19 protein-coding genes are annotated in these 20,783 nt (G+C 70.9%); 5 read left to right on the top strand and 14 right to left on the bottom strand.

What is annotated here, in order from left to right; all coding sequences use genetic code 11:
• Positions 1 to 219: 219 nt before the first annotated feature.
• Positions 220 to 855 (top strand): hypothetical protein, encoded by a 636-nt coding sequence (locus D187_RS58130; protein WP_051256542.1) that lies wholly within the window; start codon positions 220 to 222, stop codon positions 853 to 855.
• Positions 852 to 1,430, top strand: a complete 579-nt coding sequence (locus D187_RS26340; RefSeq protein WP_043431567.1) for a hypothetical protein — start codon at positions 852 to 854, stop codon at positions 1,428 to 1,430. Before D187_RS58130 ends, D187_RS26340 begins: the two co-directional genes overlap by 4 nt.
• A gap of 43 nt (positions 1,431 to 1,473) precedes the next feature.
• Here D187_RS26340 and D187_RS52685 read toward each other — a convergent pair whose 3' ends face one another.
• The 5 genes from D187_RS52685 to D187_RS26365 all read right to left on the bottom strand — a co-directional run bounded on the left by D187_RS52685 (position 1,474) and on the right by D187_RS26365 (position 6,897).
• Positions 1,474 to 2,124 carry a hypothetical protein gene (locus D187_RS52685; RefSeq protein WP_020918289.1) on the bottom strand — a complete coding sequence of 217 codons (651 nt, stop codon included), beginning with the start codon at positions 2,122 to 2,124 and terminating at the stop codon, positions 1,474 to 1,476.
• Positions 2,125 to 2,363: 239 nt separating this feature from the next.
• Complete coding sequence (locus tag D187_RS26350; RefSeq protein WP_002629386.1) at positions 2,364 to 4,232, bottom strand: hypothetical protein; 1,869 nt, start codon at positions 4,230 to 4,232, stop codon at positions 2,364 to 2,366.
• A 4-nt stretch (positions 4,233 to 4,236) separates the two neighbouring features.
• On the bottom strand, positions 4,237 to 5,043 hold the full coding sequence (locus tag D187_RS26355; RefSeq protein ID WP_002629387.1) for a protein phosphatase 2C domain-containing protein: 807 nt from the start codon (positions 5,041 to 5,043) through the stop codon (positions 4,237 to 4,239).
• Positions 5,044 to 5,120: 77 nt separating this feature from the next.
• The gene (locus D187_RS26360) at positions 5,121 to 5,810 is read right to left on the bottom strand and encodes an NUDIX hydrolase (RefSeq protein ID WP_002629388.1); all 690 of its coding nucleotides are present in this window, start codon (positions 5,808 to 5,810) and stop codon (positions 5,121 to 5,123) included.
• Between the two features lie 73 nt (positions 5,811 to 5,883).
• Positions 5,884 to 6,897, bottom strand: a complete 1,014-nt coding sequence (locus D187_RS26365) for a diacylglycerol/lipid kinase family protein (RefSeq protein ID WP_043431569.1) — start codon at positions 6,895 to 6,897, stop codon at positions 5,884 to 5,886.
• A gap of 393 nt (positions 6,898 to 7,290) precedes the next feature.
• Between D187_RS26365 and D187_RS26370 the strand changes: the two genes are divergently transcribed.
• From D187_RS26370 to D187_RS26380, 3 genes are all read left to right on the top strand, one after another.
• A complete protein-coding gene (locus D187_RS26370; RefSeq protein ID WP_002629390.1) occupies positions 7,291 to 8,775 on the top strand; it encodes a PEGA domain-containing protein in 1,485 nt (494 codons plus the stop codon).
• Positions 8,776 to 8,803: 28 nt separating this feature from the next.
• Complete coding sequence (locus D187_RS26375) at positions 8,804 to 10,222, top strand: IgA Peptidase M64 (protein ID WP_002629391.1); 1,419 nt, start codon at positions 8,804 to 8,806, stop codon at positions 10,220 to 10,222.
• Positions 10,223 to 10,335: 113 nt separating this feature from the next.
• Positions 10,336 to 10,788, top strand: coding sequence for a DUF2267 domain-containing protein (locus D187_RS26380; protein ID WP_002629392.1), 453 nt, complete (start codon positions 10,336 to 10,338; stop codon positions 10,786 to 10,788).
• Between the two features lie 73 nt (positions 10,789 to 10,861).
• On the opposite strand, the gene D187_RS26385 is transcribed toward D187_RS26380, so the two are convergent.
• The 9 genes from D187_RS26385 to D187_RS50380 form a co-directional block, all read right to left on the bottom strand.
• Entirely contained in the window at positions 10,862 to 11,608 is a 747-nt protein-coding gene (locus D187_RS26385) for an SIMPL domain-containing protein (protein ID WP_002629393.1), read from the bottom strand.
• 143 nt (positions 11,609 to 11,751) lie between these two features.
• Positions 11,752 to 12,156: a response regulator gene (locus D187_RS26390; protein WP_002629394.1), complete on the bottom strand. Its 405-nt coding sequence runs from the start codon at positions 12,154 to 12,156 to the stop codon at positions 11,752 to 11,754.
• A 482-nt stretch (positions 12,157 to 12,638) separates the two neighbouring features.
• Positions 12,639 to 13,019 carry a hypothetical protein gene (locus D187_RS26395; RefSeq protein WP_002629396.1) on the bottom strand — a complete coding sequence of 127 codons (381 nt, stop codon included), beginning with the start codon at positions 13,017 to 13,019 and terminating at the stop codon, positions 12,639 to 12,641.
• 19 nt (positions 13,020 to 13,038) lie between these two features.
• Positions 13,039 to 13,764 carry a YecA family protein gene (locus D187_RS58135; RefSeq protein ID WP_002629397.1) on the bottom strand — a complete coding sequence of 242 codons (726 nt, stop codon included), beginning with the start codon at positions 13,762 to 13,764 and terminating at the stop codon, positions 13,039 to 13,041.
• The gene (locus D187_RS56430; RefSeq protein ID WP_002629398.1) at positions 13,751 to 14,914 is read right to left on the bottom strand and encodes a hypothetical protein; all 1,164 of its coding nucleotides are present in this window, start codon (positions 14,912 to 14,914) and stop codon (positions 13,751 to 13,753) included. Before D187_RS56430 ends, D187_RS58135 begins: the two co-directional genes overlap by 14 nt.
• 88 nt (positions 14,915 to 15,002) lie before the next feature.
• Entirely contained in the window at positions 15,003 to 16,145 is a 1,143-nt protein-coding gene (locus tag D187_RS26410; protein WP_002629399.1) for a B-box zinc finger protein, read from the bottom strand.
• Between the two features lie 7 nt (positions 16,146 to 16,152).
• On the bottom strand, positions 16,153 to 17,196 hold the full coding sequence (locus D187_RS26415; protein WP_002629400.1) for a chemotaxis protein CheB: 1,044 nt from the start codon (positions 17,194 to 17,196) through the stop codon (positions 16,153 to 16,155).
• Positions 17,177 to 19,345, bottom strand: a complete 2,169-nt coding sequence (locus D187_RS26420; protein ID WP_002629401.1) for a hybrid sensor histidine kinase/response regulator — start codon at positions 19,343 to 19,345, stop codon at positions 17,177 to 17,179. Before D187_RS26420 ends, D187_RS26415 begins: the two co-directional genes overlap by 20 nt.
• A 12-nt stretch (positions 19,346 to 19,357) precedes the next feature.
• Positions 19,358 to 20,776, bottom strand: a complete 1,419-nt coding sequence (locus tag D187_RS50380) for a globin-coupled sensor protein (RefSeq protein WP_002629402.1) — start codon at positions 20,774 to 20,776, stop codon at positions 19,358 to 19,360.
• Positions 20,777 to 20,783: the final 7 nt, after the last annotated feature.

Below are 20,783 nucleotides of genomic sequence, written 5' to 3' on the forward strand. Positions count from 1 at the left end.
GTCCTCCCGACTTCGTGTAACCACGACACCAACATAGTGTCCAAGTTACACGTTGTCAAATCGAAGAGGGGGAGCGTGCCGCTGGCGCGTTCCACGTGCCCTGCTGGAAACACCGGATAGACTCCTTGCCCGAGTTCCCATAGGACGGGGGGCAGGGTCGGCAATGGATCCGGCTCTGGGCCGGACGGCAGCTAGAATGACCCCCGCAGGAGGTGACCCGTGAAGAGCAGCCACTCCCAGAGATTCGTGGCAACGGTCCTCAGCACCTTGCTCGTCGCCTGTAGCGCCACTCGCTACACGGTCCCCACTGGCGCCGAGGAACTCTCCCGTTTCGTGCTCGTCCTGGAGGAGGCGCCTGATGGACGGGTCAACCACTCCTGGCTGCCTGCCGAAGCCTTGGACCTCGAGCGCTACAGGTACAGGCCATATGCCGAGGCAGAAGCCGGACGTATAGTACTTGCCGCGAGCCAACAAATCGACTGTTACGCGCAATACCTCGAGTGCTACCAGCAGTGCCGTCAAACTCCGGTTCCCCCGGACTACAACCAGTATATTTATGACTTCGGCCCACGTGCCGGACACGACAGGTATTGCTCCGACAAGTGCATGCCGCAGTACACGGAGTGTCTGAAGGCACAGGGGAACCGTGCTCAAGTGTTCACAACGGTGGACCGTGCAGTCGATTGGTTGGAGCGCAACCACGAATCAGTGCTGGTCGGAAGCATGGTTGTCATTGCGGGAGTCGTATTCGTCACGGTCTCCGGAGGGGCGGGGATCGTCATCCTGGCCCCGTTGGTGGTGGTGACATCCTTCGGAATCCCAGTCACCTCGCACATCGCATTGGCATCACCATGAACATCCATGAACTCATCCTCGAAGTACAGGGCCTCCTCGGACGGACCCTGCGGAGTGCCCAGTCGCCCGAGGATAGGGAACTCCTCAGGGTTGCCACGGCGGCGCTCATGTTCATTTCGGAGACTGGCACGGTCCACTCTTTCGAGGACTACCTTCAGTTCCGCAGGGAGGCCCCTCCTTACGCGGTGGCATCCTTCAAGACCCGCGAGGATGCGGACGCATGGCTACGGCAGCACCCCGAACCTCCGCACGGCGCTTTCGTATTGATTGCAGACCAGTACCACATCGTCATGCATGTCCGTGAAATGAATCACCGTCAACTCTTCCCGCACCCCATACTCGAAGGCTACCTTGAGCAGATTCAGCAAGCGGTTCCTCCCGCCGCCATTCCTTCCTTTGAGACCCGCGAAGAAGCGGAGGCCTGGTTGGAGGAGAAGAGCGAGCCGCGCCAGGGAGTTCTCATGAGCATCGCGGGCCAGCCCCATATTGCACTGCATCACCGCCATCTCGCTCGTTATTCCGTACACCCGCTCCCCAACCGAGGCCCCACCGCCCAGGGTGAAGAGTTCCAATGATGCACCGTGCCCCCTTGAGGGCACCGCGCGTCACCCCACGCCCCTAATGCGTCCCGAGTTCGTGATCCCAGTCGTACAGCTTTTCGATCAAGGTCCCCGGATGAGCCCCCGACACTCGCGCGAAGGCAGCGGAGTCGAGCGTGGAGAGTCGCTGGCGCTGGAAGGAGGGGTCGGCCACCGCTTCCCGGTGCTTCAAGTCACGCACGAGGGTGAGCACCCGGGGCAGTTGGCGGAGGATGGCCTCCTTGCTGTCCTCACGGGTTGCTCGTGACATGCGTTCCGCTGCTGTTTCCAGGCGTTCTCGGACTGAATCGCCTCCTCCCGGACACCAGGCATCCATGGCCCAGGAGCAGGACTTCTCCACCAGTTCCCGCAGGGTCAGCGCGGCACTCGGAGAACTGAAGAGATAGCGCACGGATTCGAGCGGCTCCCAGAAATGAAGCAGGGCTTGGAAGCGCAGCGACATGCGCTCCGCGTCATGGGGAGAGGTCCGCCCAATCGCGAAGTGCAATGCACCCCATACCGTCTCGCGGCAGAAAGCCTCGTAGGCATCTCTCAAAGGGTAGGTGTCCTGCCAGTCCAACGCTTCCGATAAACCGCTCAGGACATGCGGCACCCGATGCAACCGCCATGCGGGGCGCTCGCGGTTGAAGTCGATCGCATCGTTGGCCACCACCACTTCGCCAGGAGGCACTTCCAGCAACTCTCGAGGGTGAGGGAAGCAACCTTCCTTCAAATATTGCCTGCCACACCGCAGGCCCTCTTCGTGCGCCTTCTGTTGAACTTCCGAGCAACTCCCTCGCAAGAAGGAGGGAAGCGAGAGAGGAGAATACAGTCCGGGCGCCATAACAATGGGTCCTGTTTAATCCAAGAATCAGCGAGGAATGGAATTCCCCGCCGCGGCGGGAGCATGGGCGCTCAACCCCACGAGAATCACGTCATCCGCAGCGCCGTCACCTCCTGGCGGCCCACGACGACGAGTCCCTGACGCGTGAGGAGCAGGCGGCTGTCGGCATCGACGAAGGGCTCGGTGTCGGGGAACTCGCGGACGACCTCCACCTTCCCTTGCCGCACTTCCACCCGGACCAGTCCCGCGTCGGTCGCCGCGAAGAGCGCCTCCCCCGCCGCGCACTTGCCCCGGAGCGTCCCCAACCACGAGCCGTCCCCCGCCTCCGCCGTCGCGCTCGCCCGCATCACCCCATCCGCCCCCAGCACCACGCAGTGGTGCACCGTGCGCCCTACCGTCTCCTCCGCGAGGAACAGCCAGCACACCGCCCCCTCGAATACCGCCTCCGCGTCCACCAGCCTCCCCGAGGGCCAGGGCAACGACAGTCCATCCTTGAGGCCTGGACGCTCGGCATCGAAGACGAAGGCGCCGCGCAGCGCTCCCGCCCGGTGGAAGCCCAACCCGAAGCGCGGCCCCACGAACAGCCGCGTCTGTCCCTCGAGCACCTCCCCCAAGCGCTCGGGACCGAACGCCCCGTCCCGCCACAGCGCCCCCCCTTGCGCCCAGTACCGGTGACGCGCGTTGGTCGCGAAAGCCGGACGTTGATCTGGTGTGTCCACCCCGAGCCGCTCGGGAGGCCGTCCCGGAGTGAGCACGGCGAACTCCGCCCCCTGCCCCACCAGCGTGGCCCCGCCCTGGAGCGCCCAGTGCAACGCCGGGTTCAACGGCCCCTGGAGCACCACGGAGCCATCCTCTCGCCGGTACGCCCCCCGCTCGTGGAACAGCCAGTGCGCGGTTCCATCCTCCACACAGGCGTGCAGGAGGACACCCTCCGTGGTGAACAAGCGCGTAGCTACCACCTGGCCGCGCACCGTGGTGACGGGCGTGGCCGTTCGCGTCGCGCTCGGACGGCACGTGGGGCAGGACGCCCGCGCGTGCTCCACGCCACACGAGGCGCACACGGTGAAGCGCAGCGCGTCCAGCAACGGCAGGGGAAAGGAGCCCCGCTCGTCCTCGACGAAGACGCGGTGCAACCGGTGCAGCAGTTCATCCGGAAGCACGCCGAGGGGCGTGGCCGGTTTGGGATACTGCACGTCCGGGTGGAAGACCGTGAGGCGCTGGAGCACCCGGGCCGTCGGCGTGGCCTTGGGTCCGGACGCGCGCGGGCGGTGGATGCCACCATACGGCCCCACGCATAGCAGGCTCTGCATCAACGCGACGCTGAAGGCATACCAATCACTGTCCGCGGAGGCCGGACGAGAGGGACTCAAGCCCCCCGCCTGTGCGCCCAGGCGCAGTGGATCCAGGAACCGCTCGGTGAAGACGGTGGACAGGTAGGGCCCGAACTGGAAGCTGTCCGCGTCGATGAGCCAAGCGTCCTCGCCGATGACGAGGATGTTCAAGTCATTGAAGTCCCCCACCACCACGCCCCCGCCATGCAGCGCGCCGAGCGTGCGGTGCAGGTCCCGGAAGATCGCCGCCACCCGCGAGGACGGCACGCCCGCGCGGCGGAAGGCCGGGTCACCAAAGCGGCGCAGGGGCTCGGCGCCCTCCAGCTTGCGCATGGCGTAGCCCCGCACCTCCTTGCCCCACCGGCTCGTCGCGAGCGTCTGGGGCGACACCACGCGCGGGGGCAGTGGCCGGGGGAACGCGGGCAGCTTGTGCTGGTGCTCGGCGAGCCGGGAGCGGGCGGCGGCCTGTTGCTCGGGCTGGGCGTCGTAGTCGGGGTGCTCGGGAGGCTTGAAGAGCTTGAGGACCCGTCCATCCCCCAGGTCGAACACATCCGCCTCGCCCCCCTTGCCGAGCGCCTTCGACGGATCCACCCGGAGCTTCTTCCCTTCCAGATAGACGTCCATGGCGTCAGTTCCTCTCCCGCTGGCGGCGCAGGATGACGAGGGTGGTGTCGTCGGCGAGCAGGCCCGGCACGCGCACGAGGCGCCGGGCGGTGAAGTCGGCGCGGACGGACTCGCGGTTGAGCAGCGACAGGCGGCGGCGCAGCGCGTCCGGATGGGTGAAGTACCGGTCCTCGGTCCACAACCGCGACAGCGGCCCCACGGGCTCGTCGCTGTCGGGGACGCACGCCCCGGCGAGCCCGCCCAGGTCCGCGGCCCCGTCCGTGCCGAGCACCAGCGAGTGCACCTCCGCCGTGGGCCTCAGCGCCAGGGAGCACAGCGAGCCCGTGCCCGGTTTGAACAGGCCATAGGCGAGGTATGGCGGCGCGTTCCCGGGAAAGGGGCCGATCGGATGGACCTCGCCATTGAGGGCCCAGAGTCCATCCCCCGCGCAGAAGACGAGCGCCTCGTCCGGGGTGAGCACGGCGCCCACGAGCGTGAAGAGCAGGGCCTCGCCCACGGCCGAGGGCCCCAGTTCCCGGGCGAGCCCTCCCAGGAAGCACAGCAGGTCCGCCTCCAGCCGCGCGAGGAAGCCGGGCGAGCCGGGTGACAGGCCCTCCTCCAGCAGCGCGAGCGCGCCCTCCACGGCGCGACGGGCACCGAGCTGCGCGCCCAGCTCGCTCTGGCGCCCACTGCCACACCCATCCGCGACGGCGGCGGCGAGGCCCCGGGGGCCTGTCCGGGTGAAGAAAGCATCCTGGTTGTTGCGCCCCGCCCGGGCATGTTCCCGGCCCTGGACGGTGGCGGCGGCGAGCTCGAAGGGCAACGGCGACATGGCGCTCCTCCCCTGACTCCGTGTTCGACGGACACCAACTTAGTGTCGCATCAACACGAAGTCAACGAGGAGAGGCGTCACAGCTCGAAGTTGAAGCCGGCCTTCTCCAACTGTTTGTATTTCTTGTGGTCGAAGCGGTAGAGGCGCGCGGCGCGGTGGGAGACGTCCTGCTCCACCTCGTCGAGTTCCTCGAGCAGGCCCATGGCGAGCAGCTTCTTGCGGAAGTTGCGCTTGTCGAGCTCGCGCTCGAGGATCTTCTCGTACAGGCGCTGGAGCTGGGTGAGGGTGAACTTGGGGGGAAGCAGCTCGAAGCCCAGGGGCTGGTAGCGCACCTTGCCCTTGAGGCGCTGGAGCGCCGTGGCGGCGATGTCGGCGTGGTCGAAGGCGAGCCTGGGCATGTCCCAGACGGGGAACCAGGCGGCCTCGCGCGCGTCGGTGGCGGCGTGGACGCGGTGGTCGGACAGCTTCACCAGGGCGAAGTAGGCCACGCTCACCACCCGGTCGCGCGGATCCCTCCCCGGGGCGCCGAAGGTATAGAGCTGCTCCAGGAGGACGGGGCGGATGCCGGCCTCTTCCTGGAGCTCGCGGCGCGCGGCGTCCTCGAGCGACTCGTCCATGCGCACGAAGCCGCCCGGCAGGGCCCACCGGCCCTGGAAGGGCTCCAGGTCCCGGCGGATGAGGAGCACCTTCAAGTCCTCCTCGTCCAGGCCGAACACCACGCAATCCACCGTCAACGCCGGGCGCGGGTACTCATAGGTATGGCTCACGGCGGCTGCCTCCGCTGGGATCGTGTCCCGCCGCCCTTAGAGGCTCGGGCGGGACGCGGTCAAGCGGAGCGTGTCACGCGCTCGCGACGAGCCGGCCCAACTGCCGCCAGTCCACGAGGTTCACGGACTCCTCGGCGAGGGAGAACTCCAGCGAGCGGCGGATGCCCATGATGTCGCCCCCCATCTGGAAGGGGATGTCGCGGTCGAAGTCCATGCGCAGGCGCTCGACGAAGAAGTCGTGCATGCCGGGCATGGGGTGCTGGCCGCGCCACAGCTTGAACACGTTGCGCGCGCCCTCCAGCGCTCCCACGCCATAGACGCGCACGGACAGGCGGTGGGGCACGGCCTGGGCGAAGGGGAAGGCCTTGAAGCCGAAGCCGAACTCGGGCGTGGTGGCCGCCCCGCACACTCCGATGGGCCCGTCGTAGAGCAGCGCGCCCGTCTCCCCGCCCGGCATGGGGATGACCCGGCCCTGCGCGTCCACGGTGAGCGCGGGCGCCCCCAGGTTGAAGACCTTCGCCCGCAGGTCCGCATTGCCCAGCAGGTGCCGGGGAATGGTGCGGGTGGCCAGGGCGCCCAGGTAGCCGCGCAGGCCCGCGTTCGCCTCGCGCAGGGGCCCGGCCGGGAACCTCGCCAGGTTGTCCTTGAAGTCCTGCAGGGCCTCCGCGTCCCACCCCGTCCCGGCGAAGGGCGCCACCCGGCCCTCCAGCCCCACGAGCGAGAAGGGACGCAGCGGCGGCAGGCGCTCGCCACACCGGGCGAGCTGACGCAGGGCGACTGAAGCACTCGGCGCCCCGGTGACGCGCGCCCACGCATTGCCCGTGCCCAGCGGCAGCACGCCAATGGCCGGCAGCGCCAGCCCCTGCGCGCGCATCTCGTTGATGAGCCCGGTGATGGTGCCGTCCCCTCCTCCGGCCAGCAGCAACGTGGGGGGATCCTGCCGCAGGGTGCCGCTGATCCACGACCGCGCGTCCTCGAGGGAGCGGGTGAGCGCCAGACGGGCACGGGGGAAGAGACGCCGCACCAGACCGCCGACCTTCTCGGAGCCGCGGCGTGCGCGCAGGTTGACCATCACGGCGAGATTCATGGCGGCCCTACTTTTCGCTGATCCATGTCATGGAGTTGTCACGGAGAGCGCGTCCATCCGACATCCGGGGGAAGATGGCCACGCCGTCCCACCGGGCAGGGTATGGCCCAAGGCCTCCCCGCCGGGCAAGCAGGATGGCGTCCGGGTCGTTCCACCGCCCCGGATGCGCCGTCCATGCTCGGGACGGCGGCTCGGGCAGACGTGCGCTGGGCCCCCCGTCCCCGAGCGGAGGACACCGTGATGGGTAGGCCGCGTGGGACCCGTCCAAGGTCGCGAAATGACAGCGGTTGGGGGCGGAACCGGGCGGGTTGTGGGCGGGGCCCGGCGGCTGCTATCTGGGCGCCTCGGTTCCCGGTCCGCTCCGGAACGGGCCCTGCAACCGCGCGCCCCACCATGACCTTTTCTTCCAGATTCAACCCGGTGGCGGTGGTGCTCGCCCTCGCGCTCGGTGGCATGACGCAGGCAGCGCCCCGCCGGGCGGTCCTCGCCAGCGGCGATTGCAAGGACGCCGCGCTCAGCAGCCAGACCAAGGCCCTCCACGACACCCTGTCGGCCCGCGCGGGCGAGAACGTGCTGACGCCCGCGGACTTCGCCGAGCGCCTGTTCCCCCCACCCTCCGGAAGCCTCGCGGACATCCAGCGCCAGTTCGAGGCCGCCCGGGGCCAGTTCTACGAGGCGCGCTATACCCGGGCCACGCAGGCCCTGGGCGAGGTGCTCGAGCAGGTGGTCCGGCTCCCGGTGGGGGAGACGCGCTGGAAGCTGTTCGTCGACACCTGGCTGTTGCAGGGCATGACGTTGCGCGCGCTCGGCCGGATGAAGGAGAGCGACGACGCCTTCCTCAACGTGTTGCGGCTGGATGCGCAGTACCAGCTCGATCCCGACGACTACACGCCCTCCACCCGGCAGCTCTTCGACAAGTTGCGCCGCGAGCTCGCCCGGACGCGCAAGGTGCGGCTCTCGGTGACGTCCACCCTGCTCTCCTCCGAGGTGTTCCTCGATGGCCGGAGCGTGGGGCAGACTCCGCTGACGCTGGAGGTGCCGCCCGGCACCTATGCGCTCACACTCAAGAAGGCAGACGCCGTGAGCTTTCCGCGTCAGCTCTCCGTCCAGGGAGAGGAGACGCTGGTGCAAGTGGATCTCGCCTACGAGGGCGCCGTGTCGGCCACGCCCTTTCCCTGCCTCGCCACTCCCGAGGAGGGCGAGCAGGGCCTGTCGCACGCGGTACGGCTGGGTGGAACGCTGGGCGTGGAGGAAGTCATCGTGGTGCGCCTGGAGGGAGCGAGCAGCGGGCCCAAGTGGCTCGCCGCCACCGTGCTCAACGTGGAAGGCGCGCAGAAGCTGCGCGAGGGGGGTTTCAAGACACGTGGGCTCGATGCCCCGGTCGAGTCGCTCTCCGCGCTGGTGGACTTCATCACCACCGGCAAGGAGCAGCCCAGCGTCGTGGTCGCCCAGCCCAATCTCCAGCCGCCCTGGGAGGCTCCGCTCCCCTCCGCCGTGAGTGCCACGAGGCCCGAGCCCTCCGGCCCGAGCGCCACGCGCGTGGTGTCGTACGTGACGCTGGGCGTGGGGGTGGCGGCCCTGGCGGCGGCGGGAGGAGTGCGCCTGTCCGCGGAGCAGGAGTGGGCGGAGCTGCAACGTGGCCATCTCAATGAGAACGGCCGTGTGGAGGCCGATGACGACACGGGCCGGCGGCTCGTGGGTCAGCTCTCGCGCAAGGGCCAGGTGCTGACGGGGCTGCTCATCGGCTCGGGGGCGGCGCTCGCCACGGGCGCGGTGCTCTTCCTCGTGTCGCCCTCGCCCCGCGCTCCTCCCGCGGTGTCGGTGGACGTCACGGCGGGCCCGGGCGGAGCGGGCGCCTCGCTGTCGGGGACGTTCTGACGGCGGGCTTCGAGTACGGTGCCGGGCCATGAACCTCCTGCTGGCCCTGCTCCTGGCCGCGAGCCCCGCCGCCGCTCCAGGCCCCCGTACCTTCCGCGTCGACTACTTCCATACCGGCAACGCCACCGAGGAGCGCTTCAGCCTCGATCGGCTCGTGGTGGAGCCCCTGCCCTGGCCCGGCAACCCCTCGCGCGCCATCGACGAGAGCAACCTCGGCAAGTACCTCTTCGAGGTGAGGGACCGGGACACCAACCGCCTGCTCTACTCGCGCGGCTTCGCCTCCATCTACGGCGAGTGGGAGACGACGCCCGAGGCGCGCGAGGTGAACCGCACCTTCCACGAGTCGCTGCGCTTCGCCGCGCCGGACAAGCCCGTGCAGGTGCTGCTCAAGAAGCGGGCGAAGGACAACTCCTTCCGCGAGGTGTGGAGCCTGACGGTGGACCCCGAGGATCCCTTCGTCGACCCCGCCCCGCCCGCCACGCCCGGCGCGCTGCTCAAGCTCGTGGAGGGAGGCGCGCCCGCGGACAAGGTGGACGTGCTCATCCTGGGGGATGGCTACACGGAGAAGGAGCGCCCCAAGTTCGAGAAGGACGCGCGGCGGCTCGTGGACATCCTCTTCACGTTCTCGCCCTTCAAGGAGCGCAAGCGCGACTTCAACGTCTGGGGGCTGATGCCGGCCGCGCGGCAGTCCGGCATCTCCCGGCCCTCCACGGGCATCCACCGGGACCCGCCCGTGGGCTCCACCTATGACGCCTTCGGCAGCGAGCGCTACGTGCTCACCTTCGAGAACCGGCGCTTCCGGGACATCGCCGCGTTCGCCCCGTACGAGTTCGTGGAGATCCTCGTCAACGGCAACACCTACGGCGGGGGAGGCATCTTCGGCCTCTACAGCACCGTGGCCGCCGACAGCCTCTGGTCCCCCTACGTCTTCGTGCACGAGTTCGGCCACCACTTCGCGGGGCTCGCGGACGAGTACTACACCTCCGAGAGCGCCTATGCGCCGAGCGAGGAGCGCGTGGAGCCGTGGGAGAAGAACGTCACGGCGTTGAAGGACCCGGCGCGCCTCAAGTGGAAGGCGTGGGTGACGCCCGGCACGCCGCTGCCCACGCCCTGGGCCAAGGACGAGTACGAGGCGCACGCGCGCGAGGTGCAGGAGCAGCGCCGCCGCATCCGCGCCGAGCGCCGTCCCGAGTCGGACATGGACGCGCTCTTCACCCGCCAGCGCGATTGGGAGGAGGCCTTCTTCCGCGCCCAGCCCGCCGCGAAGCAGACGGGCGCCTTCGAGGGGGCCATGTACGAGGCCCGGGGCTATTACCGGCCCCAGCTGGACTGCGTGATGTTCACCCGCGACCGGGTGCCCTTCTGCTCCGTGTGCCAGCACGCCCTGTCCGAGGTCATCGACCTGTACGCCGGCCCCCCGGGCAAGGTCCCCGCCTCACCGAAGTAGCCTGGCCGCCTGGTCCGGGAGCGGGGACTCGGGCCCGGGCCATCACTCCGCGCGGACCCGGGTGCCATTCCGACGCGACGTCTCCAACCTGACACGAAAGGAGGCGGACACCCATGATGCATACCCAGCAGACGGAGTCCTGGTCTGGTGAGGGCGTTGGAACGAGCGCGGAGTCCTTCCTCGCGCGAATCAACCGCGAGGTCCCCGAGTACCCTCCGACCGATGCGGCCGAGGCCGTCATCTGCGCGCTGTGCGAGCGGCTCCCCGGTGGGCTGGTGCAGGAGATGAAGGAGCAGCTCCCCGAGAGCCTGCGTGAGCTCTTCCAACATTGTTGGAAGGAGCGGAGCGCGAACGCGCGCAAGTTCGACAAGGATGACTTCTATCTGGATGTCGCCGAGCACCTGCAGGTCGACGCCGAGCAGGTCCGGCTCGTGCTGCACGTGGTCTTCGCGTCCATCCACTCGCAAATCACCGAGCGGCTGGCGCAGCGGATTGCCCGGGAGATGCCGCCCAACGTGAGCGGGACGTGGGACGCGGCGCGCCGCGCCGCCGATCTGCCCCGCTGAGGCACTGGGGAGGCAGGGGGCCCCGGGGACGCGTGTCTCCGGGGCCTCTTCGCGTTCGCGTGGGGAGCGCGGACTACTTCTCGATGGCGTAGATGAGCGTCACCGTCGCCTGCACCGTCTGCTCCTGCGGCTGGATGGGCGTCGCCACGTCCGCGCTCTCGGCGGTGGCCATCGCGAAGCGCGCCAGGGGCATGGGGCGGATGGGCTCGGTGATGGTGCTCGCGTCCAGCACGGGCCCCAGCTTCACGCCCAGCGCCGTCGCCAGCACCTGCGCCGACTGCCGCGCCCGCGCCACCGCGTCACGCAGCGCCCCATCCCGGCCCGTCTCCGGCTTGCTCAGACCGAAGCGCACCGAGTCCACCCGGTTGGCGCCCGCCTTGAGCGCCGTGTCCAGCAGCGGCCCCACCTTCGTCAGGTCGCGCACGTGCACCTGCACCGTGTTGTTCACCAGGTAGCCGCGCGGCTTGGGCGTCTCCGCCCCGTGCACCGGGGGCTCGTACTCCATGGCCACCGAGTAGTTGCGCGTCTCCAGGTCCTTGCGCGCCACGCCCGCCTGCACGAGCGCGGCGATCACCTTGTCCATCTTCTTCGCGTTCGCATCGGCCGCGGCCTGGGCCGAGGAGGCCCGGGTCTCCACCGCCAGGTCGATGAAGGCCTCGTCCGGGGACACCTTCACCTCGCCCTGGCCCTCCACGCGGATGGTGCGCTCCTGCGTCGCCGTCACCGGCACCACGGCGGGCGGCCGGGGTTGGGCCAGGGCACCTTGCAGCGGGAGACCCAGCAGCAGGGCGGACAACAGCACGGCACGGGGCGACAGCATGGCGGAGACTCCTCGTTCAACGGGTGGGTACGTCACGTCGGAGGCCAACCTACCCTCGAAATGAAGGCGGGCCTCGAAGAGAAGACGCAGCACCCCGGTCCGTCATTCATCGCCACCCGCGCCGAGCGGGCGCCGGGCACGCCTCACGCCGCCTGGCCGGGCTCCATCGTGCGCGCCTTGACCACCCACTCGCGCACCTGCTCGCGCAACTGCTGCGAGTCGAAGGGCTTGTCCACCCGTGCGTTCTTCACCTGATCCATGAAGGCGCGCGCCGCGGGTGTGAAGGCCCCACCGGTGACGAACACCATCCGGCGAGCCACGCCTGGCGCCTTCACGGACAGCTCCGCGTGCAGCTCCATGCCCGTCAGGTCCGGCATCATCAGGTCGCACAGCACGACGTCCACCTCGGCTCCCTTGGGACCCGACAGCAACTCCAGGGCCTGACGTGAGCTCGTCACCACCTCCACGTCATGCTCGCGTGCCAGCGTCCGGCGCAGCGCCGAACTCACCATCACATCATCGTCCACGATCATTACCCGGCCACGCACGCGTGCACCCTCCTGCTCTCGTTGCATCGGACGCACTCCCAACTGGATTCGGGCGCCGCCACGCGTCCCAGTCTCACACGAAACCCATCCGCCGTGCCCAGACCGCGCCCGCGGCCCGCCTACCTACTCTCCAAGCAGGCGATAATTCCAGTCGGCGACATCTTTCATGCGCCTCCACCAGCCTATACCCACCACGCCCCGCCAACGAAAAGGCCCGGAGTGAAGAGCCTTTCTCATTACATCCGCGTACCTCGCGAGAAGATGCGGCGCAACAGGGCCTCACCCTCGGAGCGGGGAGGCGCCGAGGAGACGAACGACGGCAACGCCCAGGGGGCGGCGAGGCCCGGAGGCAGCTCGCCCCGAGAGGAATGGGTGGGGAGCGTCGGGCCGAACAAAGGGGAAGAACACGAGCCGGTTAGTTCGGGCATGAAGTCCTCCAGCAAGGAGCCACCCGGACGCAGTATCGCCCGCCCGTCTGACACTCAGGGAAAGCGCGCCACGAACGCCCCCAGCCTCGCCCCCGCCTCCCGCGTCGAGGGATCCATCCCCTTGGGTCCCGAGGCGGGCAGCCGCAGCGCCAGCTCCACCAGCGCGGGCCGCATCTCCTCCCAGGCGGCGGCCGCCTCCGCCTCGCTCGAGAAGTAGCGGCGGTGCACCAGCCAGCCCGTCACCCCACACGTCAGCGCGTGGAACGAGCGCGACGCATCCTCCTCCAGGGTGAGCCGCAACCCCGCGGGGTGCTCCTCGTCACGGACGATGATTCCCCCCTCGCCCCCCGTCAGCCCCAACGTGCGGCCCCCCTCGGTGGGCCTCCAACCCGGCTCCTCGCTCATCGCCTCGTGCACCTCCCGCTCGGAGTCCACCCTCCCCCACCCAGGCCCCTCACGGCAACCGGGCACGGTCCGCGCCCAGGTGGCATTTCTTGTACTTCACCCCGCTGCCACACCAGCAGGGCTCGTTGCGCCCGGGCCGCGACGACTGCCGCTCGTGCGTGCTCGCGCGCCAGCGATCGATCAGCTCGTTCCACTCCTCGCGCAGGCGCCGCGCGGCCTCGAGCTTCATCTGCTGCGAGCGCGTCAGCGCTCCCCCCAGCTCCTGGATGGCGAACCCCAGCTCGAGCACCGTCTGCTGGGCGAACACATCCGCCACGTCGTCCTCCAGCTCGTACGCGTCCAGCGCCCGGCTCAGCAACTCGACGGCCCGCGCATCGCCATAGGCCGACAGGTTGACCGACCCCTGGAAGGGCTCCTCCTCGAGCAGCGCCAGCAACGCCGTGTAGATGCGCTCGTCCCGCGCGCCGCAATGCGACAGCACCTGGAGCAGCTCGAAGCGAGCCTCCCCCTCTCCAATGTCCTCCAGCACCTCCAGCGTGGCGGGCGCCACCGCCGGCCCCCAGTCCTTCAGTCCCGCGATGAGCAGCTCGTACAGCTCCGTCCCGGGCTCGGCGCGCGTGAGCCACCGCACCAGGGGAACCAGGGCCTCGGTGGCCCGGAGCCGCAAGAGCCGCCGCGCCGCGGAGACGAGCGCCTCATAGCTGGACCCCTCCTCCAGGACCCGCACGAGCGACTCCACGCGCTCGCCGGGCCGCTCCCACTCACCGCTCCCCATGGGGCCACCCTCCGCGAAACACCCGGTGCATCTCGTCCACGAGCAGGCGATCCCCCGACACCTCGAACTGCTCGCCCAAGCCCCCGAGCAACTCCCACGCCCCCTCCCACCACCCGGCCAGCTCCCCGGCGCCCACCAGACCCAGCCCATGAAGGAACTCGCCCCACGGACGCAGCGCGAGCGCCGTGGCGGCATGCACATGCGGATGCAGCGCACGCGCCTCGGCCTCACCTCGCACCCACTGCTCCACATCCCCCAGCAGCGGCAGGAGCACGTGCGGCGCGCCCGACCCCGCGCCGCCCTCTCCGAACGGCCCGGGCAGCAGGTGGAAGAGTTCCGGGAAGACGAGCTGCGTGCGGCCCCACGGCCAGCCCTGGCGCAACCGCAGCTCCGGCTCGAAGGCCATCACCAGCACCCGCTGCGCGTCGAAGAACCGCTCCGGCGGCAGCGCGAGCACCTCGCGCCTCGAACGCCGCCGCCACGCCGCCCGGCCCGTGCGCAACCCCAACGCCTCCGCGGCCCAATGCGGCACCGCCCGGTCGAACGGCGACAACACCTCCGCCATCCGCTCCCAGGACGTCTCCGGCGCCCGCAGCAGCTCCGCGTCCATGCAGCCGAGCACCGCTCGCACCACGTAGTCCACCCGCGTCCACTCCGCGAGCGACTCGTCCTCGCGCACCCGCGGCCAGGCCTCCAAGAGGCCCGCGCGCGCCTCCTCCACCCGGCCCCGGTAGAGACACCACTCGGCCAGCCGCATCACCAGCGCGCAGTCCCCCGTGCGCCGCGCCAGCGACACGAGCGCGCCCTTCACGTCCCGGCCCGGCAACCGCAACGCCAGCTCCACCCGCCAGGTGGCCACCGCGGGCTCCGCCTCGTGCACCCGCGCGGCCCGCTCCTTCCACACGTCCAATACCGACTCGAACTCCGCGTACCGGCCGGCCTCCTCCAGCGCCTGCTCCAGCCGGCTGCCCACCTCGAAGGCATCCTCCTCGTCGAAGCCCGGACAGCTCGCCGCCTCCCGCGCCAGCCGCAGCTTCTCGTCCACGGTGGCCTCGTCCCACCGCGCGTAGAAGCTCAGCGGCAGTCCCGCCGCCTCCCCCTCCTCGGGCCGCGCCCGCCACGCGCGCTCCTGCCGCTCATCGTTCGCCATGCCCGCGTCACTCTAGACATGACTGGAGAAGTCAGCACGAAAAGATGACCTGAAATGTCATCCCCCGGGCACGGCCGCGCGCGGGACGTCACCAGGTCCAGCGCAGCGCCCGGGCCGTGGCGGGCCCCACCGCCACCTCCTCCAGGGACTCCGGCAGCCGCCCCCGCGCCTCGCCGAGCGGCACCTCGCCCACCATCACCTCGGCGGCCGGCTGGGGATAGAGCGGCTCGCGCCCGGGCTCCACCAACCCCTCGGGCACGCGCGCGTGGCCCTCGGCGTCGTAGGCGTCCGCCGCGCCCAGGCAGTGGAAGAACTCGTGCGCCACCGCCGTCAGCTCCAGGGTGAGCCCGGTGTCGCCGCGCACGCCCCGCACCAGCCCCATCGTCCCTCCCGCCTCGGCCATGCCCTCCACGAGCCGGGGCCCGCCCTCCTGCGCGTCCTCCAACACCACGTAGATGCGCGCGTCCCACGGGCGCGAGGACACCCCGGCCTCCTCGTCCACCGCCGCCAGCGCCGTCGACCAGCGGTGCGCCTGGCGCAGCCGCGCCCACCAGCCCGTGTCCTCGGGGGGCTCGAAGCGGAAGTCCCCTCCGCTCACCGGACCCGCCAGGACGAAGCGCACCGGCCGCCCGAGCTCCACGCGGTAGCGGCCCGCCTCGCGCGCGGCCCAGTCCCCGAGCCGCTCCACGCCCTTCTCCCAGGCCCCCCGCACCTCGGGCGTCACCTCGCCCCGGGCCAGCAACACCACGGCCACCTCCAGCGGACGCTCCCAGGTGAGGCGCCTGTCCCGCGAGCGCTGGCGTGACACGCCCCAAAGTACCAGCCCCACCAGCACCCCGAGCAGCACGCTCACGCGCAGCCACTTCGCCCGGGTGCGCCGCACCCGCCGCGCCGCGCACCCCGCGCACAACGCCCGTCCCTCCGCCCCCTGGCACAGCACGCACACCAGGGCGCGGCACTCCTCGCACGGCCGCTCCGCGGACAGCACGGGGTGGCGCCCACACACCGCGCTCGCCCGCCCCACCACCGGCACCGCCGCGCACGTCACGCCCTGCCGCCGCAGCGCCTCCACCAGCCGCCCCGCCTCGGCCTCGTCCAAGTCCCTCGGCAACACCCGCGGCTCGGCCAGCAGCCGGCGCGCCTCCTCCAGGGGAAGCTGGAACGCGCGCGCCACCACCATCGCCGCGCCTCGAGAACCGGACGCCTCCACCTGGACACGAAAAGCGCTCACCGGGGCCTCAGCTCCTCGGGGACATGCGCGCGAGCGCGACCACCAGGGCGCACATGGCCGAGGGCGTGAGCGTCTGGACCGCCGCCCCGAGCGCCCTCGCCGCGCCGGGCATGCCGTCCACCACACAGCTCGCCCCGTCCTGCGCCACCGTCAGCGCCCCCGCCTGGCGCATCGCCAGCAGGCCCTCGGCGCCGTCCACCCCCATGCCCGTGAGCAGCAACCCCACCGCCCGGTCTCCATAGAAGCTCGCCACGCTCTCCAGGAGCACGTTCACCGAGGGGATCGCCACCCCCCGGGCCGGCTGCGTCCGCAGCTTCCCCGCCCGCACCACCATGTCCCGGTCCGCCGGGGACACGTACACCGAGCCCGGCTCCAGCCACTCGCCGCCCCGCGCCACCACCGCGCGGTGCCCCGTGCCCGACAGCCACTGGGCGAAGCCCGGCTCGAAGCCCTGGACGATGTGCTGGGAGATCAGCACCGGGAAGGGCGCCGGGGCCGGCAACATGCGCAACAGCTCGTACACGAGCGGCGGCGCGCCCGTGGAGCCCCCAATCGCCAGCAGCGAGCAGGGACGGGGTGCCACCACCGGCGTGGCCACCGACGGCGTGCGCACCACCGGCAGGCGCCGCGACAGCCTCCCCCGTCCCACCACCCGCGCGTGCGCCATCGTGCGCACCGTGCGCAACAGCCGCTCGCGAAAGGCCTGCACCTCCTCCGGCCCGCTCAGCATCGGCTTGGCCAACACGTCCACCGCCCCCGCGCTCAGCGACTCGAAGGTCCGGTCCCTTCCGCGCGTGTCCAACTGCCCGCTGAGCACCACGATGGGACAGGGCGCCGTGGCCATGATGGCGGCGATGGCCTCCTCGCCGCCCATGCCTCCGGGCAGCACCAGGTCCATCAACACCAGCTGCGGCTTCCAGCGCTGCACCGCCGCCACCGCGTCGCGGCCATTGTCCACGGGCGGCAACAGCTCGAGGTCCGGCTCCCGGCGAAGGAGCTGCTCGAGGAAGGCGACGACGGAGCGCGAATCCTCAACCAACAGCAGCTTCAACGCGGTGCTCTCCCGTGTTCGTCAGCTTCCGCACGAGCCCCAGGAACGAGGCCTGCTCGAATTCACCTTTTACCACGTATGCGTCCACACCCACGTCCCGCGCCCGACGCCGTTCCTCGGGGCCGCCCTGGGAGGTTATCAGGAGCACGGGCGTCCGGGGCCGTTCCGAGCGCCGCACGAAGCGGCACAGCCCCATCCCGTCCAGGCGTGGCATCTCCAGGTCCGTCACCACCAGGCCGAACTCCTGCCGGCGCCACGCCTCGATGGCCGCCAGGCCGTCGTGCGCCACCACCACGGGGAAGCCGGCGGCTCTTAACACGTTGCGCAACAACGTCCGCAGGGTGGGAGAGTCATCCACCACCAGCACCGCGCATGGCTCGGGCACCGCGCGCGGCACCAGGCAAGCAGAGGCGCTCCCCTCCCCCGCGCCCTGGGCCGCGAGCGCGAACAGGGCCGGCAGCCGGAGCACCGGCAGCACCGAGCCGTCCGGCCGCGGGGCTCCCCCGAGCACCAGTGGGGCCTCGGTGAACGCGGGTCCGAGCGGCCTGATGAACAGGCGCTCCTCGCCCGGCACGTCGTCCACCAGCAGCACCAGCCGCTGCCTTCCCTGGCGCACCACCACGCCCGTGCGCCGGGGCGTGCCCTCGTCCCCCCCCAGGCCCAACAGCGCGGACAGGGCCACCAGGGACACCGGCTCGCCCCCCACCCGCACCGTGGCATGGCCCTCCAGGCTCCCCACGTCGCTGGCGCCCACCCGCAGGACGCGCTCCACGTGCTGCAGCAACACGCCGAAGCAGTCCTCGCCCACGCGCACCACCAGCCCCCGGTGCGTGGAGGTGGACACCGGCACCTCCAGCAGGAAGGCCGTCCCCTGACCCGGCGTGTGCTCCAGGCGCAGCGAGCCCTCCAGCTCGCGCAGGGTGCTCATCACCACGTCCAGCCCCACGCCCCGTCCGGACAGCGCGTCCACCTCGTCGCGCGTGGAGAAGCCCGGCAGACTCAGCAGCGCGAGCAGCCCCTCGGCGTCGAGCGACTCCGCATCCCCGCTCCATCCCGTCGCGCGCGCGCGCCGCACCACGCGCTCCACGTCCACCCCCGCCCCATCGTCCGCCACGCGCACGAAGGCCCGCGCCCCCTCGCAGTACGCCTCCAGCGTGAGGGTGCCCACCTCCGGCTTGCCCGCCGCGCGCCGCCGCTCGGGCGTCTCCACCCCGTGCACCACCGCGTTGCGCACCAGGTGCAACAACACCTCGCGCAGCCGCATCAACACCACCCGGTCCACCTCCGCCCCGCCCGCGCGCACCTCCAGCCGCACCTCCTTGCCACTCGCGCGCGCCGCCTCGCGCGCCCCCCGCGCCGACTCCTCCAGGAAGGGCTGCAAGGGCATCAACCGCAGCTCGCGAATCCCCTCCTCCAGCGCCGCGTCCACCCCCGCCTCGTGCGCCAGCAGCGCCGGCGCCTCGCGCGCCACCGCCGAGAGCGCCTGCCACGCCCCCCTCATCGCCGGGCCACACGCGTCCCGCGCCGCCTTCAGTCCCGCCCACTGGGCCCTCGGCAACGTGCGCTTGCACGGCTCCAGCCGCGCCCCCAGCTCGCGCCACCGGTCCATCGCCTCGCCCAACTGGTCGCGCGCCGACACGAGCCGCCGCGCCAGCGCTTCCTGCCGCAGCCGGCCGAGCACCAACTCCCCCACCAGCGCCTGCAACGCGTCCACCCGCGCGGGCGGCACCCGCAGGAACGCCTCCACCTCGCTCGCCGACGCTCCTCCGGCGAAGGCCATGCCCGGTGCCGACGCCGCGGCGCCCGCCGCCGCGGGCACGGGCTCCAGCGCCTCGTAGACGCGCTCGAGACCCGAGAAGAGCCCCTCCAGCCCCACCCCCTCCAACGTGACGCGGCCCGCCTGGACCCCGTGCACCATGTCCTCCAGCGCATGGGTGGCGTGCGCCACCTCCTCGTGGCGCGAGGCCGCCGCCGCGCCCTTGAGGGTGTGCAGTCCGCGCAGCATGTCCCGACAGCGCGACTCGCGCTCGGACGCATCTCCTCCGGCGAGCCCGTGCAGGGCCCGCTCCACCTGGCGCAGCAAGTCCCTCGCCTCGGTGGCGAAGGTCATGCGGATGGCCAGCTCCAACTCCTCGCGCGAGGGGGGCATGGGCAGAGGGCCTCACGCCATCCGGTACTCGGCGGACTTGGGCACCTTGGGCCTCGAGAAGGAGTCCACGAGCTGGTTGACGCTCCGGGTCAAATCGTTGAGCTGGTTGGCCGACGTCTCCGTCTGGCCGAGGCTCGTGAGCGTGCTGTTCATCGCGTCGCTGATGTCGCCCATGGCCTCGGACACCTGCTGCACGCCGGCGGTCTGCTGGCGCGCGGCGCTGGCGATGAGGCGCGCGGCCGCCGAGGACTCCTCGATGGAGCCTCCGAGCTGCTGGATGCTCTGGCCCGCGCGGTTGGCCAGCTCCACCCCGGCCTCCACCTTGCGCGTGCCCGCCTCGGAGGCCACCACCGCCGAGTTCGTCGCCGACTGGATGCTGCCCAGCAGCTTGCGCACCTGCCCCGTGGCCTGCTTGGACTGATCCGCCAGGCTGCGGATCTCCGTGGCCACCACCGCGAAGCCCCGGCCATGCTCGCCCGCGCGCGCCGCCTCGATGGCGGCGTTGAGCGCCAGGAGCTTGGACTGCTCGGCGATCTCGTTGACCGAGGCGATGATCTCCCCGATCTGCTGCGTCTGCTCGCTCAACGAGAGGATCTTGTCCGCGATGGCCTCCACCTGCTCGCGGATCTCCCGCATGCCCTGGATGCACGCCTCCACCGCCTGGCTGCCCAGGCGCGAGGACTCGATGGAGCGCTCGGACACGGTGATGACGGCCTCGGCCTTCTCCAGGGCCTGCATCGACGTGAGGCGCAGCTCGCTCAGGGTGCTCGTCACCTCGGCCACGGCGCTCGCCTGCTGCTGCGCGGCGCTGGTCTGCCGGGACGCGGCATCGAGGATCTCCCCCGAGGAGGACGACAGGCTCACGGACAGGCTCTCCAGCGCGCTCACGAAGCGGCGCACCTGGGTGGTCTCCCGGTCCGTCATCGCCTCGATATAGGTGTCGATGGCGAGCGACATGTCCAGGCAGATGATCTTCACCAGGGACTGGAGCGTCTCGGACAGCTCCTCGTTGCCCGGCTGGCCCCGCCCCAACACGATGGGGATGAGCGAGCAGAGGTACTGGCTGTAGGAGCCCACGTACCACATGGGCCCCAGGCCGATGCGCTCGTGCGCCCTGCCCACGCGCAGCCGGTCCTCCACATAGGCCGGGTCGTACTTGCCCTGGAAGAGCTCCAGGAAGTACTGGGACTGGGCGCGCTTGAGGGCCGCGATGTGCGCCTCGCTCTGGAAGTGCGCGCGCATCTCGGCGTGCGACATGAGGTGCGCGTAGAAGCGCTCGATGATGGCGTCGTTGCTCGACTCGGCCACGGGGCGCAGCTCCGCCAGGCGCCGGGCGTCGTCGTCGGTGAAGCCCAGCACGCGCCGGCGCCGCTCGAGCTCCTCGGCGGCGGAGCCCAGACGGCCATCATGGGAAGGGGGAAGGGGAGCCATGGGCGGG

The sequence above is a fragment of the Cystobacter fuscus DSM 2262 genome (assembly GCF_000335475.2).
Classification (GTDB): domain Bacteria; phylum Myxococcota; class Myxococcia; order Myxococcales; family Myxococcaceae; genus Cystobacter; species Cystobacter fuscus.